The following is a 19,553-nucleotide window of genomic DNA, read 5'->3' as shown; positions in this document are numbered from 1 at the left end:
CGGCCGGCGTGCCGACGGGCGCGCCGCTGCAGACCGCCGCAGCGCACGCTTACCATGGCCGCTTCGCGGTGCAGTACGACGACCGTCTCGGCAAGCAGCAGAACGTGTACGGCAACTTCGACTGGCAGGAGCACGGCGACGACGTGTCGCTCGAGCTGCGCAGCCCGCTCGGCCAGACGCTCGCGGTCGTGAAATCGACGCCGCAGGCGGCATCGCTTGAATTGCCGAACCGTCCGACGCAATATGCGCCGGACGTCGGCGACCTGATGCAGAAAACGCTCGGCTTCGAACTGCCGCTCGCGGGCCTGCGCTACTGGCTGCTGCCCACGGCCGCGCCCGCGACCCCTGCGGAAACGGTGCGCGACCCGGCCGACGGCACGCGCGTCAAGCAGATCCGCCAGGATGGCTGGACGATCGACTACCTTGCCTACGCGGATGCCCCGGCCACGGGCGTCAAACGCGTCAACCTCGTGCGCGCGACCCCGCCGCTCGACATCAAGCTCGTGCTCGACCAGTGAGCACCGGCCCAGCCCAGACATACGCATGACCGATTCGACCCGCTCGCTGCGCAATTGCCTTGCGCCCGCGAAACTCAACCTGTTCCTGCACATCACCGGCCGCCGCCCGAACGGCTATCACGATCTGCAGAGCGTGTTCCAGTTGCTGAACTGGGGCGACACGCTGCATTTCACGCTGCGCGACGACGGTCGCGTCGCGCGCGTCACCGACGTGCCCGGCGTGCCCGAGGAAAGTGACCTCGTCGTGCGCGCAGCCAACCTGCTGAAAGCACATACGGGCACCGCGCACGGCGTCGACATCGAGATCGACAAGTGCCTGCCGATGGGGGCCGGCCTTGGTGGCGGCAGCTCCGACGCCGCAACGACACTGCTCGCACTGAACCGCCTGTGGCGACTCGACCTGCCTCGCGCCGAGCTTCAGTCGCTCGCGGTCAAACTCGGCGCAGACGTCCCGTTTTTTATTTTTGGAAAAAATGCGTTCGCAGAGGGTATCGGAGAAGAATTAGCTGAGGTACAATTGCCGACTCGCTGGTTCTTGGTTGTGACGCCAAGCGTTCATGTCCCGACCGCTGAAATATTTTCAGATGAGTTGTTGACAAGAGATACGAAGCCCGTCACAATTGCTGACTTTCTTGCACAGCAAACCAGCGATGCGGGATGGCCAGATAGCTACGGCCGGAACGACATGCAGGAAGTTGTAACAAGGAAGTACGCGGAAGTTGCGCAGGCGGTTAAATGGTTGTATGATTTGACCCCCGCGAGGATGACCGGCTCCGGAGCAAGCGTGTTTGCAGCGTTTCACAGCAAGCACGAGGCAGAAGCGGCGAAAGCCAAGCTGCCCGCCAGTTGGAATGGTGCAGTTGCCGAGAGTCTGGACGAGCATCCGCTCTTCGCTTTCGCGTCATGAGGTTTTACTTTGCCGAACGGCCTACACGAGTTCGGTAAAGCAGTCAGTTAAGTGTAGGGGAGTCGCCAAGTTGGTCAAGGCACCGGATTTTGATTCCGGCATGCGAGGGTTCGAGTCCTTCCTCCCCTGCCAAAAAATTTTCCCGCATTTCCCGCCCAAGCCTGAAGCAGGTGCACGATGAGCAGCCACAGCCATGATGGCCTGATGGTCTTTACTGGCAACGCGAATCCCGCGCTCGCCCAGGAAGTCGTCAATATCCTTGGTATCCCCCTCGGCAAAGCAATGGTCAGCCGTTTCTCCGACGGCGAGATCCAGGTCGAGATCCAGGAAAACGTGCGCGGCAAGGACGTCTTCGTCCTGCAATCCACGTGCGCACCGACGAACGACAACCTGATGGAACTGATGATCATGGTCGATGCGCTCAAGCGCGCATCCGCCGGCCGGATCACTGCAGCCATCCCCTACTTCGGCTACGCCCGTCAGGATCGCCGCCCGCGTTCGGCGCGTGTTGCGATCTCGGCGAAGGTCGTCGCGAACATGCTGGAAATCGCCGGCGTCGAGCGGATCATCACGATGGATCTGCACGCCGACCAGATTCAAGGCTTCTTCGACATCCCGGTCGACAACATCTACGCAACGCCGATCCTGCTGGGTGACCTGCGCAAGCAGAACTACCCGGATCTGCTCGTCGTGTCGCCGGACGTCGGCGGCGTGGTGCGTGCCCGGGCACTCGCGAAGCAGCTCAACTGCGATCTCGCGATCATCGACAAGCGTCGCCCGAAGGCGAACGTCTCCGAAGTGATGAACATCATCGGTGAAGTCGAAGGCCGCACCTGCGTGATCATGGACGACATGGTCGATACGGCAGGCACGCTCTGCAAGGCCGCGCAAGTGCTGAAGGAGCGCGGCGCGAAACAGGTTTTCGCCTACGCGACGCACCCGGTGCTGTCGGGTGGCGCGGGTGATCGCATCGCCGCGTCGGCACTCGACGAGCTGGTGGTCACCGACACGATCCCGCTGTCCGCCGAATCGCTCGGCTGCTCGAAGATCCGTGCACTGACGAGCGCGAGCCTGCTGGCCGAAACGTTCTCGCGGATCCGCCGCGGCGATTCGGTGATGTCGCTGTTCGCGGAATCCTGATCGCGAATCGACTGAACAAAGTATGCGCGGAAAGCGAAGCGGCAACGCTTCGCTTTTTGCACAATCGGACGGGATAGACGAAACCCCGTCCGCTTCATCGGGGGCCGACATTTGACGGCCCCGTTTTACTGCCTGGTCGCGGGCAGCCATTGGAGAATCATATGAAAGTCGTCGCTTTCGAGCGCCAACAGCAAGGTACGGGTGCGAGCCGCCGCCTGCGCAACGCCGGTAAGACCACGGGTATCGTTTACGGTGGCGAAGCAGCCCCGCAAAAGATCGAACTCGATCACAACGCCCTGTGGCACGCCCTGAAGAAGGAAGCTTTCCACTCGTCGATCCTCGACCTCGAAGTGGCTGGCCAGTCGCAACAGGTTCTGCTGCGCGACGTGCAATACCACCCGTTCAAGCAACTGGTGCTGCACGTGGACTTCCAGCGCGTTGACGCGAAGAGGAAGCTGCACACGAAGGCTCCGCTGCACTTCCTGAACGCTGAAATCAGCCCGGCCGTGAAGCTGTCGAGCGCGGTCGTTTCGCACGTCGCGACGGAAATCGAAATCGAGTGCCTGCCGGCTGACCTGCCGGAGTTCCTCGAAGTCGACCTGTCGAAGATCGAAGCCGGTCAATCGCTGCACGCGAAGGACATCGCACTGCCGAAGGGCGTCGCGCTGGTCGCGCACGTCGACGCGGAAAACCCGGTTGTCGCATCGGCGACGGTCCCGGCTGGTGCCGTGTCGGACGCAGCCGAAGGCGAAACGCCGGCTGCCTAAGCGGCCGCCTACGCGCCTCATCGATCCGTTTCACGAAACGGTCGACGCAACCCGCCGCGGCTTGCCCGGCGGGTTTTTCTTTTTCTGCGCCCAGGCGGCGGCTGCCGCCTTCGAAACGTCATGATCAAATTGATCGTCGGCCTCGGCAATCCCGGGGCGGAATACACCGCGACGCGCCACAACGCCGGCTTCTGGCTGATCGACCAGCTCGCCCGCGAAGCAGGCGCGACGCTGCGCGACGAACGCCGCTTCCATGGCTTCTACGCGAAAGCGCGCCTGCACGGTGAGGAAGTCCACCTGCTCGAGCCGCAAACCTACATGAACCGCTCCGGCCAGTCGGTCGTCGCGCTCGCGCAGTTCTTCAAGATCCTGCCCGACCAGATCCTCGTCGCACACGACGAGCTCGATCTGCCGCCCGGCACCGTGAAGCTGAAGCTCGGCGGCGGCAGCGGCGGCCACAACGGCCTGAAGGACATCACCGCACACCTGTCGTCGCAACAGTACTGGCGGCTGCGGATCGGCATCGGCCATCCGCGCGACCTGATTCCGGAAAGCGCCCGCGCCGGCGCGAAGCCCGATGTCGCGAACTTCGTGCTGAAGCCGCCGCGCCGCGAGGAGCAGGACGTGATCGACGCGTCGATCGAGCGCGCGCTCGCCGTGATGCCGATGGTCGTCAAGGGCGAACTTGACCGCGCGACGATGCAGCTGCATCGCAACTGACCGCAGCGCCCCGCGACGATCCATCGCACCGTCCGGCGTCGCCGGGCGGCCCCGTTCGTCCCATCCTGCGCATACTTGCGGTAATCTGGTCGCTTTGCCCGACAGGAGCCAAGCGGTGAGCCGTTACTGGAGCGACGTCGTTCAGCAACTCGTGCCTTACGTGCCGGGCGAGCAGCCCGCGCTCGCACACCCGGTCAAGCTGAACACCAACGAGAATCCCTATCCGCCGTCGCCGCGCGTCGTCGCGGCGATCGCGCGCGAACTCGGCGCGACCGGCGACACGCTGCGCCGCTATCCGGACCCGGTTGCACGCGCGCTGCGCGAGACGGTCGCGGCCCATCACCGCATCCAGCCCGAGCAGGTGTTCGTCGGCAACGGCTCCGACGAGGTGCTCGCGCACGCATTCCAGGCGCTGCTCAAGCATGACCGGCCGCTGCGCTTCCCCGACATCACGTACAGCTTCTATCCGACCTATGCACGCCTGTACGGCGTCGAGACGACGGTCGTGCCGCTCGCGGATGACCTCTCGATCCGCGTCGACGACTATCTCGACGACGCCGGCGGCGTGCTGTTTCCGAACCCGAACGCGCCGACCGGGCGCGCGTTGCCGCTCGCGGATGTCGAGCGGATCGCGGCCGCGAATCCGTCGTCGGTCGTCGTGATCGACGAAGCCTATGTCGACTTCGGCGCGCAGTCCGCGATTGCGCTGATCGACCGCTACCCGAACCTGCTCGTCGTGCACACGACGTCGAAGGCGCGCTCGCTCGCGGGCATGCGCGTCGGTTTCGCATTCGGCGATGCCGCGCTGATCGACGCGCTGAACCGCGTGAAGGACAGCTTCAACTCGTACCCGCTCGACCGGCTCGCGCAAGTCGCCGCGCAGGCGGCGTACGAAGACACCGATTATTTCAGCGCAGCCTGCCGGCGCGTGATCGACAGCCGGACGCGGCTCACGCACGCGCTCGACACGCTCGGCTTCGACGTCGTGCCGTCGGCCGCGAATTTCGTGTTCGCGCGCCATCCCGCGCACGACGCGGGCGCCATCGCGGCCAAACTGAAGGAACGGGAAATATTCGTGCGGCACTTCGGGCTGCCGCGAATCGACCAGCACCTGCGCATCACCGTCGGCACCGATGCCGAATGTGATGCGCTCGTCGCGGCGTTGCGCGAGCTGCTGGCCTGACATGAAGGAACCGGCGCCAGGCGGCGCCGATCCGGATGCGTAACGCGCGTGCCGAAGAACCCGGGCGCGCGCGTCACCGCGGGGTCACGACGCGTCGTCGCCTTTCACGGCGATCAACGCGTGGTACTTCTCCATCAATTGCGCGTGCGATTCGTCATGCTGCGGATCGCGCGGAATGCATTCGACCGGACACACCTGCTGGCACTGCGGTTCGTCGAAATGGCCGACGCACTCGGTGCACTTGTTCGGGTCGATCACGTAGATGTCCGGGCCCATCGAAATCGCGCCGTTCGGGCACTCGGGCTCGCACACGTCGCAATTGATGCACTCGTCGGTAATCATCAAAGCCATACTGATCTCACTTCTTCAGGCCGGCGGCCGGCTTCGCGACGAAACCGGCCGGCGCCGCGTCACGCGGCAGGGCCTCCCATCGCCGTCACTTTCTCGGTCAGCCACTTCTCGACGGACGGGAACACGAACTTGCTGACATCACCGCCCAACTGCGCGATTTCACGCACGATCGTGCCCGAGATGAACTGGTACTGGTCGGACGGCGTCATGAACATCGTCTCGACGTCGGGCAACAGATAGCGGTTCATCCCCGCCATCTGGAACTCATATTCGAAATCGGACACGGCACGCAGGCCGCGCACGATCACGCGTGCGTTGTTGGTCCGGACGAAGTCCTTCAGGAGGCCGGTGAAACTCATCACCTTCACGTTCGGGTAATGGCCGAGCACCTCGTTCGCAATCGTCAGACGTTCTTCCAGCGAGAAGAACGGCTTTTTCGCGCGGCTGTCGGCCACACCGACCACCAGCGTATCAAAAATGCTCGACGCACGCCGCACGAGGTCTTCGTGCCCGCGCGTCAGCGGATCGAACGTACCGGGATACACGGCGACTACCATGTCGCTCCTCCTGTCATCACGCAAACGGGATGGCAGCGGTGCCATGCGCACGCGACTGCCGAGATGGGCATGCGTCGCCTTTGCAGCGCGCCGCCTCGTATGGAACGCGCATTATTCATCATTTTCGCGCCGCAGCAAATGATAGTGAACCGCACCGGCCTTGCCGTGCTTCACCACCTCCCAGCCCGCGAGCGCATCGTGCGCGGCCGGGTCGAGTTCCGCCCCCGTTTCGACGTACAGCGCGCCGCCCGCCGCGACGAGCGGCGCCGCCAGCGCGACCGCGCGATCGAGCACAGCCGGTTCGCCGAACGGCGGATCGAGAAACACGACGTCGAACGCGCCCGGCGTGAGCCCGGCCGCGAGCCGCAACGCGTCCGCCTCCGCGACCTCGACCGCACGCGCGCCGAGCTTGTCCTTGATCGCACGCAGCTGCTGCGCGGCGCGCGGGTGGCGCTCGACCATCACGACGCTCGCCGCGCCGCGCGACGCGGCCTCGAAACCGAGCGCGCCCGTGCCCGCGAACAGGTCGAGGCAGCGCCGGCCTTCAAGATCCTGGCCGAGCCAGTTGAACAGCGTCTCGCGCACGCGATCGGGCGTCGGCCGCAGGCCGTCGAGATCGAGCACCGCGAGCGGCGTGCGTTTCCAGTCGCCGCCGATGATGCGGATCGTGTGCGGCTTGCCGCGGCTGGAGGGGGCCGCCGGGCGGCCGGAAGAGGAACGGGACATACGGAATATCGACGACGGAGGGACCGGGTGCGCGCAGGGGCGCACCGCCAAACAGGCGCACGTTACCACAGCGGCGGCGCGCACTGACGCGAGCGCCACGCCGCACTGATAAAATGCACGGTTTCGGCCGCCGTGCGCCGCGCCCGCGCGAACGCAGGACGGCCCGTCCGGTGCCCCGCTTCTGGCGGCGGCCCGCCCTCTTCCCGACGTCAGACCATGTTCAGCTTCTTCAAACGATTCAAGAAAACGCAGGAGCCCGATCCGGCGGAATCGCAATCGGCCGACGCGCAGCAAACGGACGAACCGTCCGATGCGCCCGCGGTCGAGGCCCCGCCTGCGGCCGAAGTGCCGCAAGCGCCCGCGCAACCGGCCGCGCCGGCCGTCGTGATGACGGTCACGCCGACCAACGACGGCCGCGACGAAGTCGTCGAGACGGTCGAAATCGTTCCGCCGCCGCTGCAGGACGCCACCGCGAAGAAATCGTGGCTCGCCCGCCTGAAAACGGGGCTCGCCAAGACAGGCTCGAGCATCACCGGCGTCTTCGTCAACACGAAGATCGACGAGGATCTGTACGAGGAGCTCGAAACCGCGCTGCTGATGTCCGACGCGGGCGTCGACGCGACCGAGTACCTGCTCGGCGCGCTACGTGAAAAGGTGCGCGCGGGTCGCCTGACCGACCCGCAGCAGGTGAAGGCCGCGCTGCACGACCTGCTCGTCGAGTTGCTGACGCCGCTCGAGAAGTCGCTGATGCTCGGCCGCGCGCAGCCGCTCGTGATGATGATCACCGGCGTGAACGGTGCGGGCAAGACGACCAGCATCGGCAAGCTCGCAAAGCATCTGCAGAGCTTCGACCAGTCGGTGCTGCTGGCCGCGGGCGACACGTTCCGCGCGGCCGCGCGCGAACAGCTGGCGGTCTGGGGCGAGCGCAACAACGTGACGGTCGTGCAGCAGGAAAGCGGCGATCCGGCCGCGGTGATCTTCGACGCGGTCAGCGCCGCGCGCGCGCGCAAGATCGACGTGATGATGGCCGACACGGCCGGCCGCCTGCCGACGCAGCTCCACCTGATGGAAGAGCTGAAGAAGGTGAAGCGCGTGATCTCGAAGGCGCACGACGGCGCGCCGCACGAAGTGCTGCTGGTGATCGACGCGAACACCGGCCAGAACGCGCTCACGCAGGTCAAGGCATTCGACGACGCGCTCGGCCTCACCGGCCTCATCGTCACGAAGCTCGACGGCACCGCGAAGGGCGGGATTCTCGCCGCGATCGCGCGGCAGCGCCCGGTGCCGGTCTACTTCATCGGCGTCGGCGAGAAGGTCGAGGATCTGCAGCCGTTCAGCGCGGTCGAATTCGCGGACGCGCTGCTCGGCTGAACACCGCCGGCACGCATCGCACGGGGCGCCTTCGGGCGCCCTTTTTCATGCGCGCCCGGTCATGCATGCCGCGCGCACCGCGCTCATTCGGCGTCGGGCTGCGCGCCGGGCTCGGCGGCCTTGAACGCATCGAGCGTCGACGCGTGGTCGACGATCCGCTGGATCGTCGGATAGCGCGTCGTGTCGATCGAGAAGCGGTTCGCGTTGAACACCTGCGGCACGAGGCACACGTCGGCGAGTGTCGGCGTGTCGCCGAAACACAGCTTGCCGGTGCGCGGATCGCTCGCGAGACGGGTCTCGAGCGATTCGAAGCCCGCCTCGATCCAGTGCCGGTACCACGCGTTCTTCGCTTCTTCAGGCACCTTCAGCGTGTGCTTCAGGTACTTCAGCACGCGCAGGTTGTTGAGCGGATGGATTTCGCACGCGATCTGCAGCGCGACCGCACGCACATAGGCGCGATCGACCGGCTGCTTCGGCAGCAGCGCCGGTTCCGGATGGGTTTCCTCGAGATATTCGATGATCGCGAGCGACTGCTGCAGCGTCGCGTCGCCGTCGGTCAGCGTCGGCACGACCGCGTCCGGATTCAGCGCGCGGTACGCGTCCTTCAGTTGCTCGCCGCCGTCACGCAGCATGTGCACGGGAACATAGTCGAACGGCAGCTGCTTCAGGTTCAGGGCGATCCGCACGCGGTACGACGCGGAACTGCGGAAATAGCTGTAAAGCTTCATGGGATGTCTCTCGTAGTCGTATTCGGCCGGCAACGGCACGGGCGCGGCGCAGCCGGCGCGCGCACCGCCGGGAAGCAGAGTGTAGCGCGCCGCGATGCGCCCCCCTTGCTTGCGTCGTCCGCGCCCGTGCGATACTCGGGCATTCCTCACCGCTCACAGCGCGGCCCGATGCCGGCCGCCCGCCCCACGCCCCGATGACCGCTTCCCACGATCCCGCCGCCGTTCCGTTCCCGTGCGCCCGCTTCATCAAGGAAATCGGCCGCGGCCCGAACGGCGCACGCGCGCTGTCCGCCGAGGACACGTTCGAGCTCTATCGCGCGATGCTCGACGCGCGCGTGTCGGATGTCGAACTCGGCGCGATCCTGATCGCCTATCGGCTGAAGGGCGAATCCGCCGACGAGCTGGCCGCGATGCTCGCCGCCGCGCAGGCGTCGTTCGAGCCCGTGCACGTACAGGACGCGGCGTTCCGCCCCGTCGCGATCCCGAGCTACAACGGCGCGCGCAAGCAGCCGAACCTCGTGCCGCTGCTCGCACTGCTGCTCGCGCGCGAAGGCGTGCCGGTGCTCGTGCATGGTGTCGAGCAGGATCCGGGCCGCGTGACGAGCGCCGAGATCTTCTCGGCGCTGTCGCTTGCGCCGTCGGCGTCGCACGATGCGATCGAGGACACGCTTGCCGAGCGCCGCGTCGCGTTCGCGTCGATCGAGGTGCTGGCGCCGCGCATCGCGCGCCTGCTGTCGATGCGTCGCGTGCTCGGCGTGCGCAATTCGACGCACACGCTCGTGAAGATCCTGCAGCCGTTCGCACCGGCCGGCCTGCGGCTCGTCAACTACACGCACCCGCCGTACCGCGACAGCCTCGCGCAGCTGTTCCGCGACCATCCCGACGCCGCGCTCGGCGGCGCGCTGCTCGCGCGCGGCACCGAGGGCGAAGCCGTTGCCGACACGCGGCGCCAGGTACAGGTCGACTGGCTGCACGACGGCGTGTGCGACACGCTGATCGAGGCCGAGCGCTCGTCGACCGAAGCGCCCCCCGTCGCCCTGCCCGAATCGCGCGATGCGGCCACGACGGCCGCGTGGACGGACGCCGTATTGCGCGGCGAGGTGCCGGTGCCCGACACCGTCGCCCGCCAGGTCGCGACGATCGTGCAGATCACCCGCATCGCGCGCTGACGGCACGCCCGCGAACCGGCCCCGCGCGCCAGGCATTTGACACGCGGGCGCATCCTGGCATAGAGTTGCCGTCATGCGTTCCTTTCCGAACACCCTCCGAATTACCTCCGGCCGCCTAGCGCGGCCGCTATCGCTACGACTAGCCTAAGGCTGTCGTAGCGCCGTGTGCTGTCCGCACGGTCCCTCCCAGCAGTTCCTCGCAGTACCCCTCTCGCAGTTTTTACAACCCGAAGTCGTCAGCATTCGTCCGTCTATCCGCCGGCCGATTCGCGAAGATCATCCGCATCCGCAGCGCGCCCACGTGCCGCGGAGCGAGGCAGCGCCAACCGTCGCCCATGCCGCCCGTCTTCGCTCGCGACTTGAGACCCGAGGTCCAGAAGATGCAGCGCAATCCGCAAGACAAGTACCGTCCGTTCGAGCCCGTCCGCCTCAATGGCCGCAAATGGCCGTCGCGCACCATCGAGCGCGCGCCCGTCTGGATGAGCACCGACCTGCGCGACGGCAATCAGTCGCTGATCGAGCCGATGAGCATCGAGCAGAAGCTCGAATTCTTCGAGATGCTGGTCGCGATCGGGTTCAAGGAGATCGAAGTCGGTTTTCCGTCGGCGTCGCAAACCGACTTCGATTTCGTCCGCAAGCTGATCGACGACAAGCGGATTCCCGATGACGTGACGATCGAAGTGCTCGTGCAGGCGCGCGAAGACCTGATCGCTCGCACGTTCGACGCGCTCGAAGGCGTGCCGCGCGCGATCGTGCACCTGTACAACGCGGTCTGCCCGTCGTTCCGCCGCATCGTGTTCGGGATGTCGAAGGCCGACGTGAAGGCGCTCGCGATCGACGGCACGCGCATCATCAAGGAGCACGCCGCCGCGCGCCCCGACACGCAGTGGACCTTCCAGTACTCGCCGGAAACCTTCAGCATGACCGAGCTGACGTTCGCACGCGAGATCTGCGACGCGGTCGCGCAAACCTGGCGCCCGACCCGCGACCACAAGATGATCGTCAACCTGCCGGCCACCGTCGAAGCCGCGAGCCCGAACGTGTTCGCCGACCAGATCGAATGGATGGACCGCAACCTCGCGTATCGCGACAGCATCGTGCTGTCCGTGCATCCGCACAACGACCGCGGCACGGCGGTCGCGGCGGCCGAGCTCGCGCTGCTCGCGGGCGCCGACCGCATCGAGGGTTGCCTGTTCGGCAACGGCGAGCGTACCGGCAACGTCGATCTCGTCACGCTCGCGCTGAATCTCTACACGCAGGGCATCGATCCGGGCCTCGATTTCTCCGACATCGACGCGGTGCGCCGCGTCGTCGAACGCTGCAACCAGATTCCGGTGCATCCGCGCCACCCGTACGCGGGCGACCTCGTGTTCACCGCGTTCTCCGGTTCGCACCAGGACGCGATCCGCAAGGGCTTCGCGCAGCAGCGCCCCGACGCGCCGTGGGAAGTGCCGTACCTGCCGATCGACCCGGCCGACCTCGGCCGCAGCTACGACGCGGTGATCCGTGTCAACAGCCAGTCCGGCAAGGGCGGCGCGACGTTCCTGCTCGAACGCGGGATGGGCTTCACGCCGACGCGGCGCGTGCAGATCGAATTCAGCCACGCGGTGCAGACGCTTGCCGACGCGTCGGGAGAGGAAGTGACGGGCGACGCGATCTGCGCGCTGTTCGCGCGCGAATTCTTCGACACCAACGGCCCGGCCGCGCGCCATGGCAACGGCGCGCGCTGGCAGAACCGCGAGATCGCGACGGCGCCCGCGGCGGATATCGCACCCGACGATGCCGTGCGACGTTTGGCCGCGGCATTCGCGGCCGCCGCCGGCGTCGCGATCGACATCGCTTCGTGCGAACACGCGCGCACGACGGACGGGCGGATCGCGGTATCGGTGGGCTGCCGGGTCGGCGATGCGCCGCTGCGGCACGGCGTCGGCCTGCACGCCGATGCGGCGGGCGCCGCGCTCGATGCGCTCGTCAGCGCGATCAACCGCTCGGCCTGGCACTGCGCGGATCGCCGCGCGGCGGCCTGACGGACGGTTCCGTTTCAGGGTTCAAACGTCAGCGAGCGGTGCGTGACCGCGCGTGCGCCGCGCGATCCGCGCCGCACGAGGCAGCAAAAAGCGGCCCAAAAGGCCGCTTCGATCGGGACATGAAAACGGGCGCCACGCGCGCTCATGTCTCGGTCGCGCACCGCGTCGCCTGCCACGCGAACAGGCTCCAGCGGCCCTGTTCGTGGGTGTGGACGGAGGTATACGCAATCGGGAAGACCAGGCCGCCGTTGTTCGTTTCCATCTCGATCAACGCACGCCCGGTGACGACGCAGGTTTCATCGCCGACGGGCAGCACGTCCTGCGACTGGATTTCGATCTGGCGATAGCGGCGGCGGCCGGCGACGATGGCGTCGATGAACTGCTGCTTGGTTTCGCGTTTGCCGTTGGTGTGCACGAAGAACACCTTGTCCGACAAAAGCGCGCCGAGCGCCTCGCCGTCGCCGTCCACCATCGCCCGGAACCGATCGCGCTCGAGCGCGCGGATCGCATCGATCACCTTCGCCATCGCCTGACTCCTCGGCAACGCGCACGCCGTGCGCGGGCGTGCGGATCAGAAGTTGTACTGCACGTAGAACTGGTGGAAATTTATACCAGGATTCGGCTCTTTGATACCCGCGTTAGACACATGTTCAAAACGGTAGCCGACCTGATACTGTTGCCGTTGGCCGAACTGCACGCCCACCCCCGCGGTCGGCGAGAACTGGAACGCGGTGCCCAGCGAGAAATGATCCGAGATCGTCGGGTGCGTCAGCAACCGGACGCCGCCGCCAGCCTCGATGAACGGGCGAATCTCCCCGGCGCTCTTGATGAAGCGGAACAACGGCGTCACGCCGAATTCGCCGATGCTGCCGTGAACGTTGCCGCCCGTGTGCCAGTAGCCGGCGTGCCCTTCCACGACGAACGCGAAGTGCCAACCGCCCATTTCCCACCAGTTCCAGCCCGGATCCCACACCACGCCGAGATCGCCCTTGTCGACCCCGTGGCGATCCGAAAAACCGCCGCCCGCCTGAATCCCCCATCGATCCGCGAATGCCGCACCCGATCCTCCCAGAAGGGACGCCGCCAGCATCGCGTGCAGGACAAGCCGGCTGCGGGGCCGGCGATTCTTCTTATTGTTCATCTGACACTCCAACTTTGTGGGTTGAATGGAACCTGCCGCTTCGGCCGGCTCGAGCGAAGTGAATGGTATGGTAAAGGACTTTTCGGATCGGCATCACGAAGCGAAATGGCTTCCTTCCAAAACAACAAAAATTGAAATCGTCTACTGATTACCATCTGAAACAACGGCTTACGGAACTTCGCGTCGCCTCCCCTGTCGCAGAATAGACTATCGACTCGACTAACTCGATAGAAAAACGGGAACTCCGATGCCCACGCTTGCTCTAAGGAATTAGCACTCAGCTTGCGGGAGTGCTAAGATGCCCCACGGAATCTCATTCGAGACCGGGGGTTTGTCCCTGATTCCAAAGGAGTTTTTAGTGAGCAACGCCCTGACCCTCCCGAACACCCTGAGCCCGGCGCCGGCCAAGGCCGAATCGGCAGGCTCGCTGGCGCTCGCAGCTCAATCGATGTTGCCGGGCCAGCTTGGCAACATCGACGCGTATATCCAGGCCGTCAATCGCATTCCGCTGCTGACGGCAGAAGAGGAACGCCAGTACGCGACCGAATTCCGCGAAAGCAACAATCTCGACTCGGCACGCCGCCTCGTGCTGTCGCACCTGCGGCTCGTCGTGTCGATCGCGCGCAACTATCTCGGGTACGGCCTGCCGCACGGCGACCTGATCCAGGAAGGCAACATCGGCCTGATGAAGGCCGTGAAGCGCTTCGATCCGGCCCAGAACGTTCGTCTCGTGTCGTACGCGATCCACTGGATCAAGGCCGAGATCCACGAGTACATCCTGCGCAACTGGCGCATGGTGAAGGTCGCGACGACGAAGGCGCAGCGCAAGCTGTTCTTCAACCTGCGCAGCCACAAGAAGAGCATGCAGGCGATGACGCCCGAGGAAATCGACGGCCTCGCACAAGAGCTCAACGTCAAGCGCGAAGACGTGACCGAAATGGAAACGCGCCTGTCGGGCGGCGATATCGCGCTCGAAGGGCAGGTCGAAGACGGCGAGGAGTCGTACGCACCGATCGCCTACCTGGCCGACTCGCACAACGAACCGACCGCCGTGCTCGCCGCGCGTCAGCGCGACTCGCTGCAGACGGACGGCATCGCGCAGGCACTCGACGCGCTCGACGCGCGCAGCCGCCGCATCATCGAGGCACGCTGGCTGCATGTCGACGACGACGGCTCGGGCGGCTCGACGCTGCACGATCTCGCCGCCGAGTTCGGCGTGTCGGCGGAACGCATCCGCCAGATCGAGGCGAGCGCGATGAAGAAGATGCGCACCGCCCTCGCCGAATACGCATAAATACCGGCGATTCGGAAAGCTTCATCGAAAACCGCTGCCTGACCGGCAGCGGTTTTTTTTCGCCCGACTTTTTCACCGGTTTTTAGCCGGTTTATCCGTCGCCACTCCGCCCGCTTCTTCGCTCATTTCTCCGTCGATCAATTGACCTGTTTAATCAGGTATTGGACGGTTCGCGGGCCCCTTCCGCATAACCTTGATCTGCCTCAAGTTTCGGCCCGTGTTTCGCGACGGTCTGCCGCAGCGCAGCACTCGGCATCGGAAAGCAGTCCTTTTAAAATTGGCATGTCAGGCGCAAAAGGATTAAAACAGCTTCACGGCCGTCATAAATCCGACGTAAAGTCGCCCCCAATCCGACGTAAATCGATTCAGGATAATCGCCTTGATCTCGATCAATAAAGAGCCTGCGCCGCCTCCCCCGCGGCCGGCCGGCACGATCGGCTGGCGTGCGCGCATCGCCGCATGGGCACGCGGCCCGACCCTCGCTCGCGACATCAGCCTGGTGCTGATCGTCAAGCTGATCCTCCTGATGTCGCTCAAATACGCATTCTTCAATCATCCGCAGGCCGAGCACATGTCGCTTCCGCCTGCCGCCGTCGCCGAGAAGCTGCTCTCGGTGCCGGCGCCTGCACCCACCGAGGGAGACCACCATGATAAGTAGCGAAGTCGTCGATCTGTCGCGTCTGCAGTTCGGCATCACGGCGCTCTACCACTTCCTGTTCGTGCCGCTGACGCTCGGCCTGTCCTGGCTGCTCGTCATCATGGAAGCCGTCTACGTGATGACCGGCAAACAGGTCTACAAGGACATGACCCAGTTCTGGGGCAAGCTGTTCGGGATCAACTTCGCGATGGGCGTGACGACCGGCATCACGCTCGAATTCCAGTTCGGCACGAACTGGTCGTACTACTCGCACTATGTCGGCGACATCTTCGGCGTGCCGCTCGCGGTCGAAGGCCTGATGGCGTTCTTCCTCGAGTCGACGTTCGTCGGCCTGTTCTTCTTCGGCTGGAACCGCCTGTCGAAGGTCAAGCACCTGATGGTCACGTTCCTCGTCGCGCTGGGCTCGAACCTGTCCGCGCTGTGGATCCTCGTCGCGAACGGCTGGATGAACAACCCGGTCGGCGCCGAGTTCAACTACCAGACGATGCGCATGGAGCTGACGAACCTGTTCGACGTTCTGTTCAACCCGGTCGCGCAGGTGAAGTTCGTGCACACCGTGTCGGCCGGCTACGTGACGGCCGCGATGTTCGTGCTCGGCATCTCGTCGTGGTACCTGCTGAAGAAGCGCGACACCGACTTCGCGCTGCGCTCGTTCGCGGTCGCGGCCGGCTTCGGTCTCGCGTCGACGCTTTGCGTGATCGTGCTCGGCGACGAGTCGGGCTATACGACCGGCGAAGTGCAGAAGATGAAGCTCGCCGCGATCGAATCGGAATGGGAAACCCAGCCGGCGCCGGCCTCGTTCACGCTGATCGGCATCCCGAACCAGAAGGAAGAGCGCACCGACTACGCGATCAAGATCCCGTACGCGCTCGGCCTGATCGCGACGCGCTCGATCGACGAGCCGGTGATCGGCCTGCGCGAACTCGCGAAGCGCAGCGAGGAGCACATCCAGAGCGGGATGGTCGCGTACGGCGCCTTGCAGAAGATCAAGGAAGGCGACACGAGCGATGCGACCCGCGCACTGTTCGACCAGCACAAGCAGTATCTCGGCTACGGGTTGATGCTCAAGCAGTTCACGCCGAACGTGGTCGATGCAACGCCGGAGCAGATCAAGGCCGCCGCGAAGAAGACGATCCCGCCGGTCGCGCCCGTGTTCTTCTCGTTCCGGATCATGGTGTTCCTCGGCTTCCTGTTCCTCGCGACCTTCGTCGCCGCGTTCTGGCTCTGCGCGCGCCGGCAGCTGCTGCAGGACAACCGCCGCTGGTTCCTGCGTTATGCGGTGTGGGCGATCCCGCTGCCGTGGCTCGCCGCGGAATTCGGCTGGGTCGTCGCCGAGCTCGGCCGCCAGCCGTGGACGATCGCGGGCATCCTGCCGACGCATCTGTCCGCGTCCAGCCTGACGTCGACGGACCTGTACCTGAGCCTCGCCGGTTTCATCGCGTTCTACACCGCGCTGTTCGTCATCGAGATCAAGCTGATGTTCAAGTACGCGCGCCTCGGCCCGTCGTCGCTGCACACCGGCCGCTATCACCACGAACTCGCGGCCGCCAGCGAGCGCGCCACGGCCTGAGCACGCACCCGAAACGGAACAAGGAATCGCTATGGACTATGCAACTCTCAAGCTGATCTGGTGGCTGCTCGTCGGCGTGCTGCTGATCGGCTTCGCCGTCACCGACGGCTTCGACATGGGCGCGACCGCGCTGCTGCCGTTCCTCGGCAAGACCGACGAGGAACGCCGCATCATCGTCAACACCGTCGGTGCGACGTGGGAAGGCAACCAGGTGTGGCTGATCACGGCCGGCGGCGCGATGTTCGCGGCCTGGCCGCTCGTCTACGCGGCGTCGTTCTCCGGCTTCTACTTCGCGATGCTGCTCGTGCTGTTCGCGTTGTTCTTCCGGCCGGTGGGCTTCGACTACCGCAGCAAGCGCCCTGACCCGCGCTGGCGCGCGGGCTGGGACTGGGGCCTGTTCGTCGGCGGTTTCGTGCCGGCGCTCGTGTTCGGCGTCGCGTTCGGCAACCTGCTGCAAGGCGTGCCGTTCAAGTTCGATAGCGACCTGCGCGTGACCTACTACGGCGGCTTCTGGGCGTTGCTGAACCCGTTCGCGCTGCTGTGCGGGCTCGTCAGCCTCACGATGCTCGTCGCGCACGGTGCGGCCTTCATCAAGATGAAGACGGAAGGCGTGATCGCACGCCGCGCGTCGGTCGCGCTGCGCGTGGCGTCGTTCCTCGCGGTCGTGCTGTTCGTGCTGGCCGGCGTGCTGATCGCGTCGACCATCGGCGGCTTCCACATCACGCACGCCGCGCCGACCGATACGGTCGCGAACCCGCTGCTCAAGGACGTCGCCGCGGGCTCGGGCCTGTGGCTCGCGAACTACGGCGAATTCCCGTGGATGATCGCGGCGCCCGTCGTCGGGATCGCGGGCGGCCTGCTGGCGATGCTGCTCGCCGGCTCGAAGCAGGAGAAGACGGCCTTCTTCTGCACGGGGCTGATGATCGTCGGCGTGATCCTGACCGCCGGCTTCTCGATGTTCCCGTTCATCATGCCGTCGTCGCTCGACCCGAAGAGCAGCCTGACCGTGTGGGATTCGACGTCGAGCCACATGACGCTGCAGGTGATGCTGTTCGCGGTGATCGTGTTCCTGCCGCTCATCCTGCTCTACACGAGCTGGGTGTATCGCGTGATGCGCGGCAAGGTCACGCGCGAGGTGCTCGAAGAGAACAAGCATTCGATGTATTGAACCCGGCCGGGGCGCGCAGGCGCCCCGCCGCCCCCGTTTCGCAAGGAGTCGGATCATGTGGTATTTCAGCTGGATTCTCGGTATCGGCGTCGCGCTGTCGTTCGGCATCGTGAATGCGATGTGGCTCGAAGCACGGCAGAAGACGCAGGAAGCACGCGTAACCCGCAACTGACGCGTTCGGCCGATCGGCCGGCCGCCGCCCGGAAGGAACCTCGCCTCGCGCGAGGTTTTTTTTCGCTCCGGCACGCCGGACAAGTCGGACACGCCGATGCCAATTTAGCGCCAGATTGATACCACTTGAATACCAATAAAAGGTTTCATAAGATCTTTGGACACGGCCGCTGACAGGCCGAATCCATCTGGGTGGGGGAGACATGCGAATCCCGTATGCGGCGCACGCGTGCGCGCCGTCTCGCCGTCGCCGTGCGGCGGCCGGTTGCGCTTCGTCCGCGACCTGCGCCGCCGTCGTCCGCGCCGCTCGCGCGCGCGTCTTTGTCACCGGGCGCGTCGCCACCGCGTCAGGGTCAGCATCATCCGCAGCCGCGGCCGCCATCGTGCCCGGCCGATGAGGACACGCACCCGCCCGCGCCGATCCGACCGGCACGCCTGCCCGCCGCCCGTTCCGTAACGCACGCATCCGCGTGCCGACTGCGCGCAGGGCAGCCGCATCGCCCGCGCACATTGTTGTCCCCGCAGCTCCGTTGAAAGACCCGCCCGCAGCGACGTCGTCCCGTGACGCCGCTACGCCCCCCTTTTTTCTCAGGAGTCCGCATGAGCCGAACCTTGTCCACCCTGTTTGCCGGCGTGCTGATCGCGGCACTGCCGCCGGTCGCGCTCGGCGCGCTGCCCGCGTCGAGTGCGGCGGTCGCGGCGGCCGGTGCCGTCCGTCCCCCCGTGCCGCCGGCCGATCTCGCGGCGCGGCTGTCGAACGGCCTCGCGCTGCGCGTTGCCGTCGACAACAATCACGCGGCCTCGGCCGGCGTGCCGTGCGCCGACCTCGGCGCCGACGGCGCGGCCTGCGCGACGGGCCGCCTGGTCCTGCAGAACCGCGGCCACCAGGTGATCGCCGACGGCGGCTGGAAGCTCTACCTGCACAGCATCCGCCGCCTGCTGCGAATCGATCGCCCCGGCTTCGCGCTGCGGCGGCTCACCGGCGACCTCTACGAACTGACACCGCAACCCGGCTCGGTGCGGCTGGCACCGGGCGAACGCATCGAACTGCCGTTCGTCGCCGAATACTGGCTGCTGCGCTACAGCGACGTGATCCCGCGCCCGTACGTGGTCGTCGAGGGCGCGCCGCCCGCCGTGCTCCGCTACGACGACACCGACGACGAGCTACGCTACGTCGAATCGCTGCCGGCCGACGCGCAGAACAACTCGACAGGCAACGCGCCGCCCGTGGCCGCACGGCCCGACCCGAGCCGCGCGCTGCCGAGCGTGAAGCGCGAGCAGCCGCTGCCCGGCACGCTCGAGCTGCGCGGTGTCGAGCTCGCCCTGCCCGATCTGCCGGACGCGCAGGTCGCGGCGCTGCGCGAACGTGCGACGACGCTCGGGCTCG

General features: G+C 65.9%; 21 protein-coding genes and 1 tRNA gene. 16 read left to right on the top strand and 6 right to left on the bottom strand.

Annotated elements, in window-relative coordinates:
- The 7 genes from lolB to hisC all read left to right on the top strand — a co-directional run.
- Positions 1 to 518 (top strand): lipoprotein insertase outer membrane protein LolB (gene lolB, locus ABY44_RS07340; RefSeq protein WP_431641048.1); only part of this gene is annotated, 518 nt, incomplete at its 5' end.
- Positions 519 to 543: 25 nt separating this feature from the next.
- The gene (gene ispE, locus ABY44_RS07335) at positions 544 to 1,425 is read left to right on the top strand and encodes a 4-(cytidine 5'-diphospho)-2-C-methyl-D-erythritol kinase (protein WP_060171875.1); all 882 of its coding nucleotides are present in this window, start codon (positions 544 to 546) and stop codon (positions 1,423 to 1,425) included.
- 55 nt (positions 1,426 to 1,480) lie between these two features.
- Positions 1,481 to 1,557 (top strand) — tRNA-Gln (locus ABY44_RS07330).
- A 45-nt stretch (positions 1,558 to 1,602) separates the two neighbouring features.
- Positions 1,603 to 2,565: a ribose-phosphate pyrophosphokinase gene (locus ABY44_RS07325; protein WP_027789096.1), complete on the top strand. Its 963-nt coding sequence runs from the start codon at positions 1,603 to 1,605 to the stop codon at positions 2,563 to 2,565.
- A 161-nt stretch (positions 2,566 to 2,726) separates the two neighbouring features.
- Positions 2,727 to 3,332, top strand: a complete 606-nt coding sequence (locus tag ABY44_RS07320; RefSeq protein ID WP_060171877.1) for a 50S ribosomal protein L25/general stress protein Ctc — start codon at positions 2,727 to 2,729, stop codon at positions 3,330 to 3,332.
- A gap of 120 nt (positions 3,333 to 3,452) precedes the next feature.
- Complete coding sequence (gene pth, locus ABY44_RS07315; protein WP_021163050.1) at positions 3,453 to 4,052, top strand: aminoacyl-tRNA hydrolase; 600 nt, start codon at positions 3,453 to 3,455, stop codon at positions 4,050 to 4,052.
- Positions 4,053 to 4,167: 115 nt separating this feature from the next.
- Complete coding sequence (hisC, locus tag ABY44_RS07310) at positions 4,168 to 5,235, top strand: histidinol-phosphate transaminase (RefSeq protein WP_091923797.1); 1,068 nt, start codon at positions 4,168 to 4,170, stop codon at positions 5,233 to 5,235.
- 84 nt (positions 5,236 to 5,319) lie between these two features.
- On the opposite strand, the gene ABY44_RS07305 is transcribed toward hisC, so the two are convergent.
- The 3 genes from ABY44_RS07305 to rsmD form a co-directional block, all read right to left on the bottom strand.
- Positions 5,320 to 5,586 carry a YfhL family 4Fe-4S dicluster ferredoxin gene (locus ABY44_RS07305; RefSeq protein WP_006477774.1) on the bottom strand — a complete coding sequence of 89 codons (267 nt, stop codon included), beginning with the start codon at positions 5,584 to 5,586 and terminating at the stop codon, positions 5,320 to 5,322.
- A gap of 59 nt (positions 5,587 to 5,645) precedes the next feature.
- Complete coding sequence (gene coaD, locus ABY44_RS07300) at positions 5,646 to 6,143, bottom strand: pantetheine-phosphate adenylyltransferase (RefSeq protein ID WP_021163047.1); 498 nt, start codon at positions 6,141 to 6,143, stop codon at positions 5,646 to 5,648.
- 111 nt (positions 6,144 to 6,254) lie between these two features.
- A complete protein-coding gene (gene rsmD / locus ABY44_RS07295; RefSeq protein WP_027789093.1) occupies positions 6,255 to 6,869 on the bottom strand; it encodes a 16S rRNA (guanine(966)-N(2))-methyltransferase RsmD in 615 nt (204 codons plus the stop codon).
- A 216-nt stretch (positions 6,870 to 7,085) separates the two neighbouring features.
- Between rsmD and ftsY the strand changes: the two genes are divergently transcribed.
- Positions 7,086 to 8,240, top strand: a complete 1,155-nt coding sequence (gene ftsY, locus ABY44_RS07290; protein ID WP_021163045.1) for a signal recognition particle-docking protein FtsY — start codon at positions 7,086 to 7,088, stop codon at positions 8,238 to 8,240.
- 83 nt (positions 8,241 to 8,323) lie between these two features.
- Here ftsY and maiA read toward each other — a convergent pair whose 3' ends face one another.
- Positions 8,324 to 8,968: a maleylacetoacetate isomerase gene (maiA, locus tag ABY44_RS07285; protein ID WP_060084181.1), complete on the bottom strand. Its 645-nt coding sequence runs from the start codon at positions 8,966 to 8,968 to the stop codon at positions 8,324 to 8,326.
- Between the two features lie 194 nt (positions 8,969 to 9,162).
- Here maiA and ybiB point away from each other — a divergent pair, with 194 nt between their 5' ends.
- Both ybiB and leuA read left to right on the top strand, forming a co-directional pair.
- Positions 9,163 to 10,137, top strand: a complete 975-nt coding sequence (gene ybiB / locus ABY44_RS07280) for a DNA-binding protein YbiB (protein ID WP_027789091.1) — start codon at positions 9,163 to 9,165, stop codon at positions 10,135 to 10,137.
- 380 nt (positions 10,138 to 10,517) lie between these two features.
- Positions 10,518 to 12,164 carry a 2-isopropylmalate synthase gene (leuA, locus tag ABY44_RS07275; protein WP_060171881.1) on the top strand — a complete coding sequence of 549 codons (1,647 nt, stop codon included), beginning with the start codon at positions 10,518 to 10,520 and terminating at the stop codon, positions 12,162 to 12,164.
- A 142-nt stretch (positions 12,165 to 12,306) separates the two neighbouring features.
- On the opposite strand, the gene ABY44_RS07270 is transcribed toward leuA, so the two are convergent.
- Together ABY44_RS07270 and ABY44_RS07265 are read right to left on the bottom strand one after the other, a co-directional pair.
- Entirely contained in the window at positions 12,307 to 12,690 is a 384-nt protein-coding gene (locus ABY44_RS07270) for a nuclear transport factor 2 family protein (protein ID WP_027789089.1), read from the bottom strand.
- Between the two features lie 45 nt (positions 12,691 to 12,735).
- A complete protein-coding gene (locus ABY44_RS07265) occupies positions 12,736 to 13,305 on the bottom strand; it encodes an acyloxyacyl hydrolase (protein WP_021163039.1) in 570 nt (189 codons plus the stop codon).
- A 358-nt stretch (positions 13,306 to 13,663) separates the two neighbouring features.
- Here ABY44_RS07265 and rpoH point away from each other — a divergent pair, with 358 nt between their 5' ends.
- The 6 genes from rpoH to ABY44_RS07235 all read left to right on the top strand — a co-directional run.
- Entirely contained in the window at positions 13,664 to 14,599 is a 936-nt protein-coding gene (gene rpoH, locus ABY44_RS07260; protein ID WP_059695066.1) for an RNA polymerase sigma factor RpoH, read from the top strand.
- Positions 14,600 to 14,972: 373 nt separating this feature from the next.
- On the top strand, positions 14,973 to 15,257 hold the full coding sequence (gene cydP, locus ABY44_RS07255; protein ID WP_027789087.1) for a cytochrome oxidase putative small subunit CydP: 285 nt from the start codon (positions 14,973 to 14,975) through the stop codon (positions 15,255 to 15,257).
- Positions 15,247 to 16,827, top strand: coding sequence for a cytochrome ubiquinol oxidase subunit I (locus ABY44_RS07250; RefSeq protein WP_027789086.1), 1,581 nt, complete (start codon positions 15,247 to 15,249; stop codon positions 16,825 to 16,827). Before cydP ends, ABY44_RS07250 begins: the two co-directional genes overlap by 11 nt.
- A gap of 31 nt (positions 16,828 to 16,858) precedes the next feature.
- Positions 16,859 to 17,995: a cytochrome d ubiquinol oxidase subunit II gene (gene cydB / locus ABY44_RS07245; RefSeq protein WP_027789085.1), complete on the top strand. Its 1,137-nt coding sequence runs from the start codon at positions 16,859 to 16,861 to the stop codon at positions 17,993 to 17,995.
- A gap of 55 nt (positions 17,996 to 18,050) precedes the next feature.
- A complete protein-coding gene (cydX, locus tag ABY44_RS07240) occupies positions 18,051 to 18,167 on the top strand; it encodes a cytochrome bd-I oxidase subunit CydX (RefSeq protein WP_021163033.1) in 117 nt (38 codons plus the stop codon).
- A 599-nt stretch (positions 18,168 to 18,766) separates the two neighbouring features.
- The coding region (locus tag ABY44_RS07235) for a carbohydate-binding domain-containing protein (protein WP_431641045.1) at positions 18,767 to 19,553 on the top strand (787 nt) is incomplete at its 3' end.

The sequence above is a fragment of the Burkholderia sp. ZZQ-2 genome (assembly GCF_050768715.1).
GTDB lineage: Bacteria > Pseudomonadota > Gammaproteobacteria > Burkholderiales > Burkholderiaceae > Burkholderia > Burkholderia cepacia.
The sequence above is the reverse complement of the archived record's forward strand: the minus strand, read 5'-3'. Positions and strand labels throughout refer to the sequence as shown.

Excerpts from the sequence above, each read along its gene's own strand:
- ABY44_RS07325 (WP_027789096.1), top strand. The coding sequence starts at position 1,603 with ATGAGCAGCCACAGCCATGATGGCCTGATGGTCTTTACTGGCAACGCG.
- rsmD (WP_027789093.1), bottom strand. The coding sequence starts at position 6,869 with ATGTCCCGTTCCTCTTCCGGCCGCCCGGCGGCCCCCTCCAGCCGCGGC.
- ftsY (WP_021163045.1), top strand. The coding sequence starts at position 7,086 with ATGTTCAGCTTCTTCAAACGATTCAAGAAAACGCAGGAGCCCGATCCG.
- maiA (WP_060084181.1), bottom strand. The coding sequence starts at position 8,968 with ATGAAGCTTTACAGCTATTTCCGCAGTTCCGCGTCGTACCGCGTGCGG.
- ABY44_RS07270 (WP_027789089.1), bottom strand. The coding sequence starts at position 12,690 with ATGGCGAAGGTGATCGATGCGATCCGCGCGCTCGAGCGCGATCGGTTC.
- ABY44_RS07265 (WP_021163039.1), bottom strand. The coding sequence starts at position 13,305 with ATGAACAATAAGAAGAATCGCCGGCCCCGCAGCCGGCTTGTCCTGCAC.
- pth (WP_021163050.1), top strand. The coding sequence starts at position 3,453 with ATGATCAAATTGATCGTCGGCCTCGGCAATCCCGGGGCGGAATACACC.
- ABY44_RS07305 (WP_006477774.1), bottom strand. The coding sequence starts at position 5,586 with ATGGCTTTGATGATTACCGACGAGTGCATCAATTGCGACGTGTGCGAG.
- ABY44_RS07320 (WP_060171877.1), top strand. The coding sequence starts at position 2,727 with ATGAAAGTCGTCGCTTTCGAGCGCCAACAGCAAGGTACGGGTGCGAGC.
- coaD (WP_021163047.1), bottom strand. The coding sequence starts at position 6,143 with ATGGTAGTCGCCGTGTATCCCGGTACGTTCGATCCGCTGACGCGCGGG.
- ispE (WP_060171875.1), top strand. The coding sequence starts at position 544 with ATGACCGATTCGACCCGCTCGCTGCGCAATTGCCTTGCGCCCGCGAAA.
- ABY44_RS07250 (WP_027789086.1), top strand. The coding sequence starts at position 15,247 with ATGATAAGTAGCGAAGTCGTCGATCTGTCGCGTCTGCAGTTCGGCATC.
- cydX (WP_021163033.1), top strand. The coding sequence starts at position 18,051 with ATGTGGTATTTCAGCTGGATTCTCGGTATCGGCGTCGCGCTGTCGTTC.
- ybiB (WP_027789091.1), top strand. The coding sequence starts at position 9,163 with ATGACCGCTTCCCACGATCCCGCCGCCGTTCCGTTCCCGTGCGCCCGC.
- leuA (WP_060171881.1), top strand. The coding sequence starts at position 10,518 with ATGCAGCGCAATCCGCAAGACAAGTACCGTCCGTTCGAGCCCGTCCGC.
- cydB (WP_027789085.1), top strand. The coding sequence starts at position 16,859 with ATGGACTATGCAACTCTCAAGCTGATCTGGTGGCTGCTCGTCGGCGTG.